We start from the raw sequence: 16,468 nt of genomic DNA, 5'->3' as shown, positions 1-16,468 counted from the left end.
TTAGTCAATAAGAACAATTGGGATACGCTTCTAACTAAAGTTTGTGTGCAAAGCGCTAGAGTGTGTTTGAAAAAGGCTTTTCGTAGTCTGCATGTTCCAATTTGTGGGAGATTTTGTCTGAATGAAGGAGGCGTAGCGGGCTACGGCGACTGAATGAGGGCAAAATATACCGCAAAGCGGGGCGTGCAGGCTGCGGAAATGGTTTTTCAAACACACTCTAGTTTTTCAATCAGAAAAAGAGTTTGCTGCACGCGATCGCAATCGAAGCTACGGCCACGATCCGTTTCAGCAGCGTCTGGTTGATTTTCGTCGCATTTCGTAATTATTATAAATAATCACGCAGAAGACGATTCATCATTATGTCAATTATTAAAGCGTGCTGGGAAAACATTTCTCATTACGTTCTCCACTATCTCTTTAGATTCAGAAAGAATTGACATATTTTATCTGGCATAGCACATGTGACTGCATCCATTTGGAAAAAGCTCTGCTTTCATCGCTCGGATATATTCTTCTTCCGTAGAAGAATCCTCCAGAATCTCCAGTGTGCGGCGCAGATTTCGGATATCACGCTCCATAAAATCAGTATAATTTCCCCGGCCTACCAGCTTCAGATGAGTGATTCCGGCATCGGAAAGCCGTTTTAATGTACACAGGCCGCAGCCGGTTGCGCCACAGAGGTAACCATCTTCCGATACAGGATTCGTCAGTTCTGATGCAGAATCCCATTCGGATATAGAAATATTTTCTCCCGGACGATTTTTTTCTTGTTTTTCTAATTTAGATTCTGAAAACGACATCGGTTTCTTCCAGTAAGGAACCCGGCAAAGATATCCCATTTCATCGCAGTGCAGGGAATTGCAGAAAGCACCACTGAACTGGCACAGTTCATTCAAAGCAAATGCCTCGAACTCCGTTGGATAAGTCCATTCTTTTCGAGCGGCTTCTTTCTGCGCAGTTATATGCCGAATCACTGCACGCATTTCCGAGATCGTATTTTTGCGCTGGAAAATGATCCTCTTCGGGTATTCTTTCGCAAAAACCTCTGTCATCGCAGAATTCACCGTTCCCAAATCCCCGCTCAGATGCACCTCACAGTCGATCTTTTCTTTTCGCAGGTACACAAGCAGCGCGGGATCCGCAAGAATATAACTGTCAAACCCTATGCTGCGGCACTGTTGGATGATCTGCGCAATTTCTTCATACTGCTCCGGCCGGTAATACAGTGAATTAAACGTCAAATGCACCGGCTTCTGATATTTCTGCACCATATTAGCCAGAATTTCCAGTTCACTGAACGATCCGATTTGTACATTATAGTTTAAGACCTCTCTCCGATTCAGCGGCAGAACCGTTCCGTATTTTTCTGACCAGGAAAATGGAACGTAACCGCAGAACAGCTCGTCTGCACCGGCGCGGACGTAACGGGGATAGTCATCAATGGAGCCGAGGCCTGATGTGATTTTCATAAGTTAAATCCTTTCGCTTGCGACTCATTCAAATTCAATCTCTTCCTCCGCCTTAGCATACAAATCCAGCTGATTTTCAATATCAAGTCTCTGAACCAGCCAACCTCTTGCAAGACACATCTTCACAAAATCGTCTATACGATTTACTCCATTCATCTCTTTTAACGTTACAACCACACCAAACGGAAGAGAATCTTTTCTTTTCTGCAAGCGTTCTTTCGTATTAATCTTAAGTCCCCATAACCCAGAATCATAAGCCTTTCGGGGAACCCTTTTTTCTTTTATTTTTTCACTGATATGTTTCACATTATCCCATTTGCGATACATTTTTCTTGCATCTTCTTCGTACAAAGTAATCTGTTTCTCTTCAGACTGTCGATTGTCATCAATTGCTTTAATCATGGTTGACCCTCTTTTGGCAACAACTCTGCCAAAATGAATATCCATTTCTGTACTCGTATAGTCAACACCCTGTTTGCGATCGCACTGTGGAAAATATGCCAGGGTAGCTCTTGCATAAAACGGGTGCGCATGATCTACAACAGGCACTGGCAGATTATAAGTATAAGTTTCATATTCCTCCGATGCCCCTGTCATAATGAAACGTATTTCATCATCCGGTGTTTTTAAAACTTCATTAATATGCTTTGGCACAACACCATATCCGATTCTATGTGAAATATCATCTCTTCGATTCCATCCGGCAGCTGCATCAATCAGCAATGCTTTCGCCACTTCCCGGCTTAATCCCATAATATGAATCAAATATGCCAGTTTACGTGAAATCCATGGCGCTGCAAATGAAGTTCCCGCTACGTATGCTGCTCCCATATCGTCTTTGCATACCACCATTTTATCTGTATAGACCGTTCCATCACCACCATAATAACTGACATCCGGTTTATGAAAAAACGACAGAACAGGTCCAATCCTGGTATAAGAAGCAGAGTTTCCTGCAAAATCCACAGCATTAACCACCATAGAATTCAGGGAATCTGCCGGAGATCCAATTCTCATATTCTTTTTGGTAACTCCTGCCGGAATATTTGTACCTGCTACCACAAAAATAACATCATATTCACTCTGAATACGATCCAGCTCTGCAGCCTCCGGCGAAATAAAATTTGGTTTGATTTCAAGCTTTGACCCCAGCGATAAATTCCAGATTTTAATATCTCGATTAGACGCAACAATATTTCGGATCATTTTCAGAACAGTAAAAGAACTAAATCCGTTATTTGTTGCCACGCCAAAATGTCTTACACGAAATCTGCCACAGCCATCCGCAAGCTCCGGGTTTCCCTGTGGACCATCTACGATAATATAGCTGACAGCTGTTCCGTGTTCATAATCTTTCCTGGACAGAGGAATATTAGGGTCCAATAGATTTTTATATTCAACCCACTCGTGAAAATACACTTTTTCATTGAACTGTGTATCTATCACACCTATGACCGGTTCGTTCTGTGGATGTGGGATTAATAATCCGGCATCCTCTTCCATATCCTCATACGCATCTAACACATCGTCTCTTGAAATCTCAGAGAATTAGATTTTGTGAGATTGTTCTGTACGCACCAGGTGTCAACATCCATGACCGCCGGACGGTTCTGACAGGCACGAATTTGTTCTGCCCACTGCCGGATCCTGACCTGCTGCGCTATAAGACTGGTTTGCGTAGCCATACCATCCCTCCCTTAATTATAGTCAGTCTAAAAAGTTGAGTACTGAACTTTTTGGACTATGTTAATTTGGTCAGTATGATTATGGCATAAATGTAGTGGGATAAAAAGGTACTCGGAATTTACCGTTTACTTTCAAAAAGCTGTTCCATCAGCTTTGTTTTATCTACATAGTAAAATCCGGATTTTTAAACTTCCCGAAAGTCTTCAAGTTCCACCGGTAATCTCTTGTATCCTGCTATATTTACACGCACCTTTCCAAATCAAATCTCTGGGGAAGAAATTCTTTCTGCTATCTCTTCACCAGCACAGCTCCTTCCACTTTCGCATAATACTCCGCCAGATCTTCCTCCATCTGCCTTCTCACCCGCTCCCAGTCCCCTGCTTCCATCTGGCTGTACAGCGCATGATTCATCGAGATTACACTCAGATCCTTCGAATAATACAAGAACCGTTTTCTCTCAAATTTCTCAAACGGATTGGTCAGCATACTTCTCTGCATTGCTTTCTTATCCTGCAGCATCGTTTCATTATACGGGCATGTACTCCGGTCTACGGGAAGTCCCCGGGTTATTCTGTCCTGGTAAAAAGCAATATAGTCCTCCAGAATCTCCTCTATTTTTGCATCTCCAATAGAATCCACATGACGGATAAAAGCCAGTAAAAACGGCATTTTATAAGAAAGGGAATAATCTCTTTCTTCCAGGAACGCAAAAAAATCTTCTTTGATGGTCGCATCGTTGTGTTCCTTAATTCCAAGCTGCTTCCGATATTTTTCCACTTCGTCCGGACTGAATAAGTATAACGTTTTACTGCCGAATTTGTACTGCACTTCTGGCGTTAATTTTCCGGCTCTGATCCAGCTTGTGATGGTTCCCGTATTCACAAAATATTCCCTGGCAACCTGCTCCTGGCTCAGATAATCGCCGTATTTTTCTTCAAAAGAATGGATATCCACCTCTGTAATCCGCTCAATCCGCTCTTCCATTCCATCAATCACCACCAGATCTCCCGGTTTATAATCCATTTTTGTGATATCGCCAAATGGAACATAATAAGGATTGGCAAAAACAGAATGCATACTGCAGGGCTTGATCATGGCGCCGTACTCATCGACTACGTCAATCACAATCACATTTTTCTTGGTGTCCGTTTTCCGCAGTCCCCTTCCGACCTGCTGCAGATAAAGAACCTTGGAAAGCGTAGGCCTTGCCATCACCAGAATGCCGAGTTCCGGATAATCCCATCCTTCTGAAATCATATTGCAGGCACACAGGAAACGAATTTCCTTTTCTTTGAACGCTTTCATAACAGAACTTTGATTTTTTGTCTGCCTTGTGTAGCTGGCCGCTGAAATATTTGCCTTATTAAGGAGCTTTGCCATTTCGTTCGCATGCGCAACATTGACACAAAAAACAACACCCTGTCTCGTGCCCGCTTCGCCAGACGTAAAATACTCTGAAAGTACCTGGACAATCAGCTCATTTCTTGAAGTGACCCGGATTCTTTTCTCCAGATCCGCATTGACATAATCCCGCCCATTAAACCTTACACTGGAAAGATCAAGATTCGTTTCAATCCGGTAAACATTCGCTTTCGCGACCACTCCCTTTTCCATCGCTTCTTTTAAGGATAACGAAGTCGTATACGATCCAAACACCGTTTCCAGCTTTCTTTTATCCGGCCGCTGATCCGTCGCCGTCAGGCCTATCGTAAATTCTGTCCGATAGTATTGCACAACTCTTTTCAGCACTGGCGCAACCGCATGATGTGCTTCATCCACGACAAGATAATTGTAATAGTCTGGTGTAGTGTCCGTATAATGTCTGGCCGCGAAGGCATACGTTCGAATATCAATCTTATCTTTTAACTCTGGCAGCGAAGCCTTTATTCTTTCTTCCCAGTCCAGCAAAAGATTGACTCCCGGAACCAGAATCAGTCCACGAAACTTTTGTTTTCCTTCCGCGAATGTCCGTAAATCTTCTTCCACAATTTTCGATTTTCCCGCTGCTGTAGGCAGCACAATCAAAAATGCCTTGATACCCGCATCTCTGCGCTTTTGTATCTCCTGCAGGCTGACAGTCTGATGTTCATACAGCTCAACTTTTCTTTCAACTTTGATTCCGTCATCCACAAAATTCGAAGAATCTTTTCCAAAATACTGTTTGATATCATCCTCAATCCGACTGGCAAATTCGCAATCCTCTTTGGAAAAGCGAAATAACTTGATCCCCCACAGGGCGCACGTATTTTGTTTCTTGAGCTGATTGCGATATTTTTCCTCTCCAATAATTTGCGGATGATGGTAATCAAGGCCGTTTTCTTCGATCGCATATTTCTGATCCTTTGTTCTGACAAAATAATCGAGAAAATAATTCCTTCCATTTTCATCACAGATTCCATATTCCCGCGTCAGATATCTCAGCGCATTCATTCCATAAACACTTGAAAAATTCTCTTCGAAATGAATTTCCAGCGGAGAAGCATCGGCCTGCTCGCTCCGATCTCCTGTGTTTCGTATATAACCGCCTTCCAGGACAATTCCATCTTTGACAAGATATGAATCCAGATTTTCCCGCGCATATCCCAGAAAACGAAACACCCTTTGAAAGCGATGCATATAATCATTCTGCTTCTCCGTAATCAGCATATAGGGAAAAACCGGCTCTTTTGGCTCATGAGAGCAGATACCATCATCAATAACAACCATATCTATCCCATTATCATAAAACCGGGAAATTCCGCCATTTGGATAACACACCTGTTCCCGAAATCTAAAATCTGCGTGTTCTGCTAGAAATCTGTCTTTTTCAATATCAGATTCAGCCACTTTTCCCTCTCCCTTCCCGGTCTTACATCATCCGTAAGCCACTCTTCTTCTATTCGGATCTGCTCCACATCCTTGATAAAATCAGAAAAAGTATCCTGCGTGAAATCCGTAAAAAAACGGCCGCTTCTTTCGCCTTCAAACGTTCCATATTTAAAGGAGGTATAAATAATCCCATTAGTGTCCAACGCTGTTACCATCTTATGGAATACCATTTTTAATTCTTTTTTCGGTAAATGCAGAATCGATGAACACGCCCAGATGCCGTCATATTGATTCATCTCCTCCAAATCCTGAAATATCATGTTTTTTACCGGAATACCGGTATAGGCACTGGCGTATTTGCACAGTTCTTCTGAACCGTCCATCGCCGTAACAGCAAGACCGTTTCCCAGAAAATACTTCGTGTCTCTTCCGGAACCACACCCGAAATCCAGCACTCTCTTTCCCGGCAAAGCGTTTAAAAATTTATCCTGCGTCGTCTGGAAATCTACAGAAACAGTGCCTTGTATGAAAGAAGCTGCATTTTGGTTGTAATAAGCGATTGTTTGGTTTTCCATATTGTGATGATCTCCTTGATAGAAAATGTAAAGCATGTGCTGTGCAAAACTGTTTTCTCTTTTTTAAACCGAAAACACTTCTTCAGACATTTTATAGATACTTACTTGTCAAGTTCGTTATATGCCTTTTTGACGATCTGCGCCATCAATAATCTTCTCTGCTTCAGGAATTCAGGATACGGTAACTGCTCAAAATTCTCAGGTAATGCATTCTGAGCACAGGCAAGCCGGTATCCTTCTTCTCCTAATTTCTCTCGGTACCGGCTGACATACTCCGCCGGAGCTTCATCGGAAATATCAATGTTTGTTGTATAGTCCAAGTATGTAAAGTTTGCAATCTGGTTTCTGTCACGGTCATTATCGTACCCGATCTTTTCAAGATAATGTTTCGGAAAGATATGATGCTTGTCCACGGAATTTTTGTCTCCATTTGCTCCTAATACAAAGTATTGTGACAGAGGTGCTGTGCTGAACAGCATAGGTGTTCCCAGTACATTGACTGCCGCAATATATCCGTACCAGGCCGGTGAATTGGCCGAAGAACTGTTCAATTCGGCTGGCAGCGAATAAACAAAGTAGTCATCCGTAAATCGGTTGCCGATAACAGAATTCAGATATGATACGAATTCATCTGCATGATGGACATCTCGCAAATCAGCAAACTGTTTTTCAACCTCTGATTCTGTAGATCCCGTATAAAATCCAGTAATCGTAGACATAAAAATCCATTTGCGAATAATTTTCTGAAGTTCAACAGACGATACTTTATACTCATATTTTCCGATCAGATATAAAACATAGCTGAAAACTACCGCATTGGATGATGCCACCAGGCTGCCTTTCAAATAGCCTGCAGAAGCAAAAAGATTCATGAAGGCATGCCAGTTATTGAGATTGGTTACCATGTCTAAAGATTCTTTGAAAATTCTCAGATTCTCTTCACGCACATCCTGCGTAATTTCACCGGTTTTTAAATTCTTTCCGCGGAGCAGCAGATACGCGTATCGCAAACGCGCTCTCCGAAATCCTACGCCAACAGACATTCGAATCAGATGAGAAGGGTCAACCTGAAGAATCTGATTAAATGCGGTTCCATTTGACGGTACTCTTGATTCCGCACAAAATTGGTTAATCTTTGCATGGACATCATTATCATAGACAGCAATCAGAGTTTCAATAAAATTTTTTTCCGTAAGATTCTGACCGCCGGAGTTTACACGGACAAAAATCTCGGCCACATCTTCTTCATCCGCTTTTGAACTGATTTTCAGGGTTGGCAGAGAATAAATTCCAAGATTCAAAAGGTTATTGATGTTTTCTTCAATGACATCTTCTTCCTCTTCCGTAAGCAACTCTTTCCCGTTTTTCTCCCGGCTTTCATTTACCGATCGGATAAAAGACTTTCGGAATCTTGAAATAGTGTGCTCCTGGTCCGCCGCAAACACGCTGCAAATCTCGCTGATCCATTCTGGATTGCGTTCATACGCCTGTGTCCAGACGGCAAATTCGCACGTTAGAGGATTGAAGGAGATTTTGATTTTTCTTTCCTCATAATTCTGATCTTTGATGGTCACGCCATACATTGCTGCAAGTAATGCAGTCAAACGCTGCTGTCCATCGATAACAAGGTCATCCGGGCGTTTATAAACTTTTTCATTCTTGCCAATATGTCCCGTATTTTCATAATCATCCGGAGATGACCACAGCATGATATATCCGATTGGATAGCCTTTCATCATAGAATCCAGCAGTTCACGAACCTTATTATCTTTCCAGACAAAAGGACGTTGAAGGTCCGGCAGACCGATCCGTCCATTCTTTACATCAGACAGCAAATCAGATACCTTGCTGGGAATATTGTCGAATAATTCTTTTCCCATTTTCGTGCTCTCCTTTCCTTTTCTGGCATATTACATCCCTCTTCAAAAAAATCCAGCTGTATAAACGTATGCAGTCGAAACCTACCCTTTCGCTATTGCGCGTTTAATCTTATGTCAGCTCCAGATTCGCTGGCAGCCATTGCACGCTTCTTATGGCCAACCTGTCTCCTCGCCTTTAAAAATATCCAGAATAATTAATATCTTGCCATTCACCTGCTCAAATCTAAGCCGAAACTCCGGAATGGGAGTCAACCTCGTTTTAATGATTTCCTTATCTTTTTCAGCATCCCCCTGAGGATTTCCAAGCCCTACAATTTGTTCGTCATCAGATATTCCAAAGATTAACGCTCCACCCAATGTATTCGCAAATACACTGACACTTTTACACCAGCTTTTTGGTTTCTTTACTTCTAATGAAATTTTTTATCATATTCTGTTGTCTCACCAATCCTTTATATTCATATTCTCCCCCATTTTTCAAATGAACTAATCGCTTTTTATCATTTTCTTAATTCTGCTACAGTTCGTAAGAGGTCAGACTCCAATGCGGTCACAGACCTAATAAATGTCATGCGTAAAAGTATTCTTTTACAGTCCTGATACAGAATAATTTATCAGAGATATTTACGAATATCAAATCTGTGTTGCGATTCAAAATCAGCCATATCATCGCGTATCTGTTTCATACGCTCATACTGACTTTTTGTAATATGGCAATCAATACGGTGCAGCTTATTGTTTTCTCCAAATGGAACATCTATTTCTCTTTCCCAAAACAGTTCATTATCAACATTAACCTGCGAATATTTCATATCAAAATTCTTAATTACATAAACACTATCAGGATTTTTTGCAAAAAAATCATCTGCATTGTCACATAAATCTGAATCATACTTAAAAACCATATCATAAAGCATAAATAATTCATTATCTAAAGTCGTATGTGTCTTCCAAAATTCACGATATGTTTTACAAATATCATTCAAAATGTTGTCAACATCTTTAGATTCTAATGTCAAACTAGACATCGGAGAAATTTCAATTCTATTCTGTTTGAAAACATCATATGCAATATCAAAAAATATTTCACAAAATGACTTAATGGAAATGATTAATATCTCATCAACAAATATGGATTTATCCGAATCATCAGTAAAATAGAATTTCGTTGTTTTTCCAACGATATACCCTTCATGTGTCAACTGATTTCGTAAACCATAAATTCTTTCTGCAAGTTCATCAACACTCATAATTAAACGCCATAATGTTTCAAATTTGCCTTTATGATTTCTAATCCAATATTTATAAAGCTTATTATCAATAGGTCTACCATTTTCCTGGTAAAACTCAGTATATTTATCTGCCGGATATTCAATTCGGCTACAGATGCTAGGTATCTGTAAAGCAAATAATAAGGCAGAATGTTTATCATCATCTGTACAATCAGGTGATGATAATTTGTCGCGGTATTTATCTATTAATTCTGTACCCAGCATATCCAACACCTTCTTTCAAATCATTAAGAACGACAAATAAAATAACACCTGCAAATCAATATAAGATTCACGCATCATTCTATTTGCCGCCATCTTCTCAAATTATTATTCATTCTTCATTTCGTCAAACATTGCCTGAGCTAATGCACCCATGATAGCATGATATTTTCCGGCATCCTCAAATAACTTCGTATATGTTTCCGTACTCTCAACATATGCTTCCTGTGCTGCATCATCGAACAACTGTGGGAAAATATTCTTTTCAAAAATCTGACGACCATCTGTCTTTGCAGCTTTTATCAGCTTCTTATTGTTTTTCAATTTCTGATGCAATGCAGTTATTACAACCTTATCACCATCTGTAAAATTACCCATATACTGCTGATTAATCTTTTCAATGACCTGCTCCAATGGACTAAGTGTCTCTGTCATTTTTACAGGCTTCTTTAATTTAGCAGTTTTATAAACACCCTTTTCTTCCTTTACAAGCCCGATAGAACCTTCGTATGTTTTCTCAAGATTATAATACTTAAGTTTTACTCTATCACCAAGGTCAAACGGAATTTGGGGATCAGCGGGTACAACCTTTGCCAAATAAGAACAGAAAATGTATTCATCATGCATTTGCTTATCAAACATACGGATAATTTGCGTAATATATTCATACCATTTTACAAATGTTCTGCAAAGTTTACGGAACTGGTATCTCTGTTCCTGATTCAAATCATTATATTTCCGCTGTATCGGTAAAAGAGCATTCGTAATTGCTGCCTGAATTTTATTGGCTTTACGCTTATCTTCATCAAAATAAATTTTGTTTACATTTTCAATATCAGAATCATCGTAAATTTTAAATTCACGCAACATCTTCTGTGTTTTGTAAATCAAGTCAGTGTTGATTTCCTGAGCAAGTGATGTCTCCTGATAAAACGGCTGAAATGCTTTCAAAATATCTTCTTTTGAATTTACAAAATCAATGATGAACGTATCCTGTTTATCTGGATGTGTACGGTTCAATCTGCTCAATGTCTGAACTGCTTTTACACCACGCAGTTTCTTATCAACAATCATTGTATGAAGCAATGGTTCATCAAATCCAGTCTGATATTTCTCAGCTACAATCAGAATATTTCCTTCGTCATGAAATACCTGTTTCGTCTGTGACTCATTCACACCATTCAGCTTACTTTCTGTCCATTCAATATCTCTTTTATCATCCGGGTCTTTGATAGAACCAGAAAATGCAGCCAAAATTTCCACATCGTTATAACCATTTGATTCCAAATAGTTCTTAATCTCATGATAATATCGAACAGCGGCAAGTCTTGACGATGTTACAACCATCATCTTTCCTTTACCTTTGATTTTCTGCTTCGTCACATTACGGAATGTTTCAACAATGATTGCTGATTTCTGCTGAATGTTATACGGATGCAGTTCTTCGTATTTCTTGATTGTCTTCAATGCCTTTGACTGCGGAACATCAGGATTATCCTTTGTGTTCTTCGCAATCTGATAGCACGTTCTGTACGTTGTATAGTTCTGAAGAACATCCAAAATAAATCCTTCTTCAATCGCCTGACGCATCGAATATACATGGAATGGATGATATGAACCGTCATTCCATTCTGTACCGAACATCTCTAATGTTGCACCTTTTGGTGTTGCTGTAAATGCAAAAAATGAAAGATTCTTATGTCTTCCATGAGCAATCATTTCACGCACCAAACGTTCATTATCATCCAACAATTCATCTTCGGCTTTACCTTCCAGTTCCGCATACTCTTTCAGAGCATCCGACACATCTGCAAGTGCAGCTTTCAATTTCATTGCAGAGGAACCAGTCTGTGAAGAATGTGCTTCATCCACGATAATCGCAAATCGCTTATCTGTTGTATCATCCACTTCTTCATAAATGACCGGGAATTTCTGCAATGTTGTTACAATGATTCTCTTTCCGGCATTCAAAGCATCCCTTAAATCCTTAGAAGATTTCTTTTCATCAATCGCGCATACACTGCCGAGCGTATGGTCAAATCCCGTAATTGTTTCCTGTAACTGTGCATCCAGATTACGTCTATCGGTGACGATAACAACCGATGTAAATACAGGCTCATTATCATCATTATGCAAAGATGCAAGACGATACGCTGTCCATGCAATAGAATTTGACTTTCCCGAACCTGCTGAGTGCTGAATCAGATAATTGTTCCCTGAACCGTTCTCACGCACATCCGCAATCAGTTTACGCACTACATCCAACTGATGAAATCTAGGGAAAATCAGACGTTTCTTTGTAACATTCTTTCCATCTTTCTTTTCGGTCTTCACCTCGAAACTGATGAACTTCTGAATAATATCAAGCAAGCTGTCTTTCTGTAATACATTTTCCCAGATATAAGATGTCACATAATTATCATCTTCTGCCTGCGGATTTCCTGCACCACCGTCGTTTCCTGCACCGTTAGAACCCTGATTGAATGGCAAGAAATATGTATCAGTACCTTTTAATTCCGTGGTCATCCATGCTTCGTAAAGGTCTACTGCAAAATAAGCAAGAATACGATGATTCAACCAGAAAGCAGGTTCCCTCTGGTCTCTGTCATACTGCCACTGTAATTTTGCATTGTCCACAGTCTGACCTGTCAGCTGATTTTTTAATTCAATCGCAACCACTGGAATACCATTGATTGCAAGCATCATATCAACTGAATTGTTGTTCTGCTGCGAATAGTGCCATTGTCTGATACACTGACACACATTCTGCTCATATCTTTTTACAGCAACATCATTAAGAGTGGATTCCGGCTTGAAATAACAAACCTTAAAATCCATTCCACGATGTTTAAAACCATGTCGCATGACGGACAGCAGACCATCCATCTGTACGGCATCTTCAAAACATTTATAAAACTTCCTGTATGGGTCAGAATTACACTGTTTCTCAAAACGCTGCCACATGATTGGCTGGGTTGCTTTTACAAACCCAACCAATGTATGAATATCCAACGCCATATCGGAAGATGCAGTATATCCAGCATCTGTTGCCTTTTCATATCCACCATCAGGCGAGATTAAAAAGGCTTCGATATTGGATTCAAACTGTTTTTCGTTTTCAGCCATAGGTTATACCACCCTTCTTTTTCCTGTAACTACTTCATAAATCAATGATTTTTTATATGATTCAAGGTCTTTGATAAGAGATTCTTTTTCAGCAATGAGGGAATCTAATTTTTCATGTTGCTTTTTTAATTGTTTTACAATTTCATTTTGCTCGTCAATACAAGGTTTTGGAATTTCGATATTAGAAACTGAAAAAACACTCGTATGTGATAATGCTGACCCAATTCTTGTTAAATCAAACTGTATCTTCCCTACATACGAGTTTAAAACATAACACAAAAAATCAGAATTATATTCATCTATTGTGGAAACGATAATCATTGAAACCACATTTGAACCATCATATTCTTTAGGTACAACAGCCGTAACGCCTATTGCACCATCTCGGACAATCACTAAATCATTTGTGTGAACAATTGTCTTAGAAAGTTCTTCATTTGTTTCTTCGGTAATATACACCATTGGTTCAGAATTAATAACATACTCCTTAACATTAATCCCTCGTAAAAAAGCAACAGTTCCTTTATCATCAAAATAACTAGCAGGTGTAACTACAACACCAACCGTTATTCTAGTCGCAACATTTTTAACCTTCGCCATATTCCAATGTTTTGGAATTTTTCCAATAATTAAGTTTTCACTATCCTTCATCTCAACATTTTTATCAAGACCTTTTGTAACAGCTTCAAAAATTACAGTCTGTTTCAGTTCCTTATATTCTTCAATACTTGCGTTCGCTTCTGCAATAATATTATCAATTTTAGAACATTTTTCATCCAAATAATCAGCAATAGTTTGCTGTTCAGATAAACGTGGCATAGCTACTTTCTGATGAAGAATATCATGAGAAGACACACGCAAACGAATCTCCAAAATACCATTTGCAAACTGTCTCAATTTTTTTTGAAATTGCTCCATCTGAAAAAGATAATTCATATAACGAATATCTACATTAGATTTAGCACAATATACATAATATACTGGACTCACACACCCTTCATACATTGATAAACCGACTGAACCAATCAAAATATTCATACTGTTAGCAACAATTGTATTTTGATATACAACTTTATATTCTTCATAATTTTCTTTCGACTTATTACCTTGATTTCCTCTTTCTGAATAAGGAATAACACCATCTGTATTGGTCAACGAAAGAATATTTGTAGTAATAATCGGATTATTTTTTTGATTGATTTCATCTAAGCTTGCATAAATTGGTTTAATTTCCCAATTTGCTGGCATTAAACCATACCAATCAATCCCACTATCTTTCATTTCATTTTCAAGTCTAATTACAGTTCCCATAATCATTCACCCCCGAACAAATCATGCAGTTTTGCCATCAGGCTCTTTTCATGTTTCTCAATACGCGCTGCAATCACGTCTGATGGTTCAATCTGCTTGTATTCGTAAAATGTTCTGGTAAACGGAATCTCATATCCGACCTTTGTTTTGGCTTTATCAATCCAAGCATGTGGATTATACGGAATTACTTCTCGCTCAAAGTATGCATCAATATCCTCTGCTAATGGTACATTTTCTGTATCACGTTTCGATGTATCTGCTACAGGTTTCTTTTTCTTCATGATAATATTTCCATCATCATCGAACTGCGGTGTTTCCACTACAATCTTGTTATAGCCAAGGTCTATAGCATCCATGACCTTACTCTTTACAATGATTGTATTGTCATTTTCATCTACACCATTATATGTACCATCTACATACGCACCATACGCTTCAATAATCAAATCTCTACAAGCTTTTGAGATATCGACATTCTTTGAACCGATATTTTTACGTCTGCTAGATGCACACCCTGATGCATCAATCAGCTGTACTTTACCCTGATGTATCGCTGGCTTATTCTTCATCACAATCCAAATGTATGTCGCAATGCCTGTATTATAAAATGCATTATTAGGCAACTGCACGATGGCATCCAACCAATCATTTTCAATAAGATATCTACGAATCTCAGAAGGACCAGAACCAGCATCACCATTAAACAAAGATGAACCATTCTGGATTATTGCCATCTGACCATCATCTTTTAACTTTGCAAGACCATTCAGCATAAATAAAAGCTGTCCGTCACCTTTTGCTGGCAGTCCCGGTGCGAATCTTCCGGCTGTACCTTTCTTATATTCAGCCGTTACTTCCTTTTCCTCACGTTTCCAAGGAATACCAAACGGCGGATTGCTGATAATATAGTCAAACTTATATCCGCTGAACTTGTCATCAGATAAGGTATCACCGAACTGCATATTGTTAGGGTCTCCACCACGAATAAGCATATCAGCCTTTGCAATACCGAATGTAAACGGATTGAACTCCTGACCGAATACAGTAACGTCCGCATCCGCATCCATCTGTTTCAATCTTTCTTCCATACAGGTAAGCATCTGAGATGTTCCCATCGTCATATCATAGACTGTCTTTGAAATGCCATCACCTGTAAATGCTGATTCATCGCCAGCTACAAGAAGGTCACTCATAAGATAGATGATGTCACGGCTTGTGAAATGTGCTCCGGCTTCTTCGTTATAAGATTCAGAAAATCTACGAACAAGATTTTCAAACACATATCCCATATCAACCGCACTAATTTTCTCAGGAGAAAAATCACCCTTATCTGTACAAAAATCAGAGATTACCTGATACAGAAGACCTGCTTCTTCCATGTGCTTAATCTGAGAATCAAAATCCATACGTGCAAGAATATCCTGTACATTGTCGGAAAATCCATTCAGATACGCCTTGAAATTATCTACAATGTTTTCAGGGTCAGCAATCAATGTCTTGAACGTAAATGGACTTGTATTGTAAAACTGATAGCCTGATGCTTTACGCAGAAAACCATCTTTTACAGCCAGCTTTTCTACTTTTTTGTATGTATCAAGAACCGCCTGATGTGTTGGCAGTAAGCAATCATGAAAACGCTTGATTACTGTCATAGGCAGGATAACAAGACCATATTCATGTGGTTTGTATGCACCTACAAGGTCATCTGCAACAGACCATACAAGAGCTGCTGTATCATTAGAATTTTTACCAACGCTTGTAATTAACTCATCACTATTCGCCATTGTGTTTTCTCCTTTTCCACTTTCCTCTAAAATCCCTCAGACTTTAAAAATTTATCTAATATATCGACCAACACATCTTTCATATTTGTATCGTTTGCAACACAATACATTTTCAAACGTTTTTTCATATCCTCTGTTAAGTAAAACTGTATTGGTACTTTCTTCTGTTGTGGTGTAGCCTGCTCCACCATATTATTCTTATTTATCATCAAAAATTTCCTTTCTCAGCGAAATCATTTATTTATGATTTCATACTATCATGATTTCATCAGACACTCAAGGAAGATTATTTCAAAACCGATAAATCATATTATCCGAGCGCATGTCTATGTAAAT

Annotated in this window: 12 protein-coding genes and 2 pseudogenes; 1 reads left to right on the top strand and 13 read right to left on the bottom strand. The window is 39.2% G+C overall.

Going from position 1 to position 16,468, the window contains the following annotated elements; all coding sequences use genetic code 11:
• Positions 1–30 precede the first annotated feature (30 nt).
• Positions 31–150 (bottom strand): annotated as a pseudogene (locus DW743_RS18940) (DUF6783 domain-containing protein); the annotation flags it as partial.
• Here DW743_RS18940 and DW743_RS18935 point away from each other — a divergent pair.
• Positions 100–303: pseudogene (locus DW743_RS18935) on the top strand (DUF6783 domain-containing protein). The pseudogenes DW743_RS18940 and DW743_RS18935 sit on opposite strands and share 51 nt — an antisense overlap.
• 140 nt (positions 304–443) lie before the next feature.
• On the opposite strand, the gene DW743_RS09310 reads toward DW743_RS18935, so the two are convergent.
• The 12 genes from DW743_RS09310 to DW743_RS09255 all read right to left on the bottom strand — a co-directional run bounded on the left by DW743_RS09310 (position 444) and on the right by DW743_RS09255 (position 16,341).
• On the bottom strand, positions 444–1,469 hold the full coding sequence (locus tag DW743_RS09310) for a U32 family peptidase (protein ID WP_117761527.1): 1,026 nt from the start codon (positions 1,467–1,469) through the stop codon (positions 444–446).
• 24 nt (positions 1,470–1,493) lie between these two features.
• Entirely contained in the window at positions 1,494–2,993 is a 1,500-nt protein-coding gene (locus DW743_RS09305; RefSeq protein ID WP_243004574.1) for a S8 family peptidase, read from the bottom strand.
• Positions 2,987–3,154: a hypothetical protein gene (locus tag DW743_RS09300; RefSeq protein WP_227094077.1), complete on the bottom strand. Its 168-nt coding sequence runs from the start codon at positions 3,152–3,154 to the stop codon at positions 2,987–2,989. The genes DW743_RS09305 and DW743_RS09300 overlap by 7 nt, the downstream gene beginning before the upstream one ends.
• A gap of 289 nt (positions 3,155–3,443) precedes the next feature.
• Complete coding sequence (locus DW743_RS09295; RefSeq protein ID WP_117761528.1) at positions 3,444–5,981, bottom strand: DEAD/DEAH box helicase; 2,538 nt, start codon at positions 5,979–5,981, stop codon at positions 3,444–3,446.
• The gene (locus DW743_RS09290) at positions 5,945–6,538 is read right to left on the bottom strand and encodes a class I SAM-dependent methyltransferase (RefSeq protein ID WP_117761529.1); all 594 of its coding nucleotides are present in this window, start codon (positions 6,536–6,538) and stop codon (positions 5,945–5,947) included. The genes DW743_RS09295 and DW743_RS09290 overlap by 37 nt, the downstream gene beginning before the upstream one ends.
• A 101-nt stretch (positions 6,539–6,639) precedes the next feature.
• Entirely contained in the window at positions 6,640–8,418 is a 1,779-nt protein-coding gene (locus tag DW743_RS09285) for a GmrSD restriction endonuclease domain-containing protein (protein WP_117761530.1), read from the bottom strand.
• Between the two features lie 150 nt (positions 8,419–8,568).
• A complete protein-coding gene (locus DW743_RS09280; RefSeq protein WP_243004575.1) occupies positions 8,569–8,775 on the bottom strand; it encodes an AlbA family DNA-binding domain-containing protein in 207 nt (68 codons plus the stop codon).
• Between the two features lie 257 nt (positions 8,776–9,032).
• Positions 9,033–9,914: a hypothetical protein gene (locus DW743_RS09275; RefSeq protein WP_117761531.1), complete on the bottom strand. Its 882-nt coding sequence runs from the start codon at positions 9,912–9,914 to the stop codon at positions 9,033–9,035.
• Between the two features lie 105 nt (positions 9,915–10,019).
• Positions 10,020–13,037 carry a type I restriction endonuclease subunit R gene (locus DW743_RS09270; RefSeq protein WP_117761532.1) on the bottom strand — a complete coding sequence of 1,006 codons (3,018 nt, stop codon included), beginning with the start codon at positions 13,035–13,037 and terminating at the stop codon, positions 10,020–10,022.
• A 3-nt stretch (positions 13,038–13,040) separates the two neighbouring features.
• Positions 13,041–14,348, bottom strand: coding sequence for a restriction endonuclease subunit S (locus DW743_RS09265; protein WP_158568561.1), 1,308 nt, complete (start codon positions 14,346–14,348; stop codon positions 13,041–13,043).
• Between the two features lie 2 nt (positions 14,349–14,350).
• Positions 14,351–16,132 carry a type I restriction-modification system subunit M gene (locus DW743_RS09260; protein WP_117761534.1) on the bottom strand — a complete coding sequence of 594 codons (1,782 nt, stop codon included), beginning with the start codon at positions 16,130–16,132 and terminating at the stop codon, positions 14,351–14,353.
• A gap of 26 nt (positions 16,133–16,158) precedes the next feature.
• Positions 16,159–16,341 (bottom strand): plasmid partition protein ParG, encoded by a 183-nt coding sequence (locus DW743_RS09255; RefSeq protein ID WP_055266023.1) that lies wholly within the window; start codon positions 16,339–16,341, stop codon positions 16,159–16,161.
• Positions 16,342–16,468: the final 127 nt, after the last annotated feature.

This window comes from Blautia sp. AM28-27 (assembly GCF_003480905.1).
Taxonomy (GTDB): domain Bacteria; phylum Bacillota; class Clostridia; order Lachnospirales; family Lachnospiraceae; genus Fusicatenibacter; species Fusicatenibacter saccharivorans.
The sequence above is the reverse complement of the archived record's forward strand: the minus strand, read 5'-3'. Positions and strand labels throughout refer to the sequence as shown.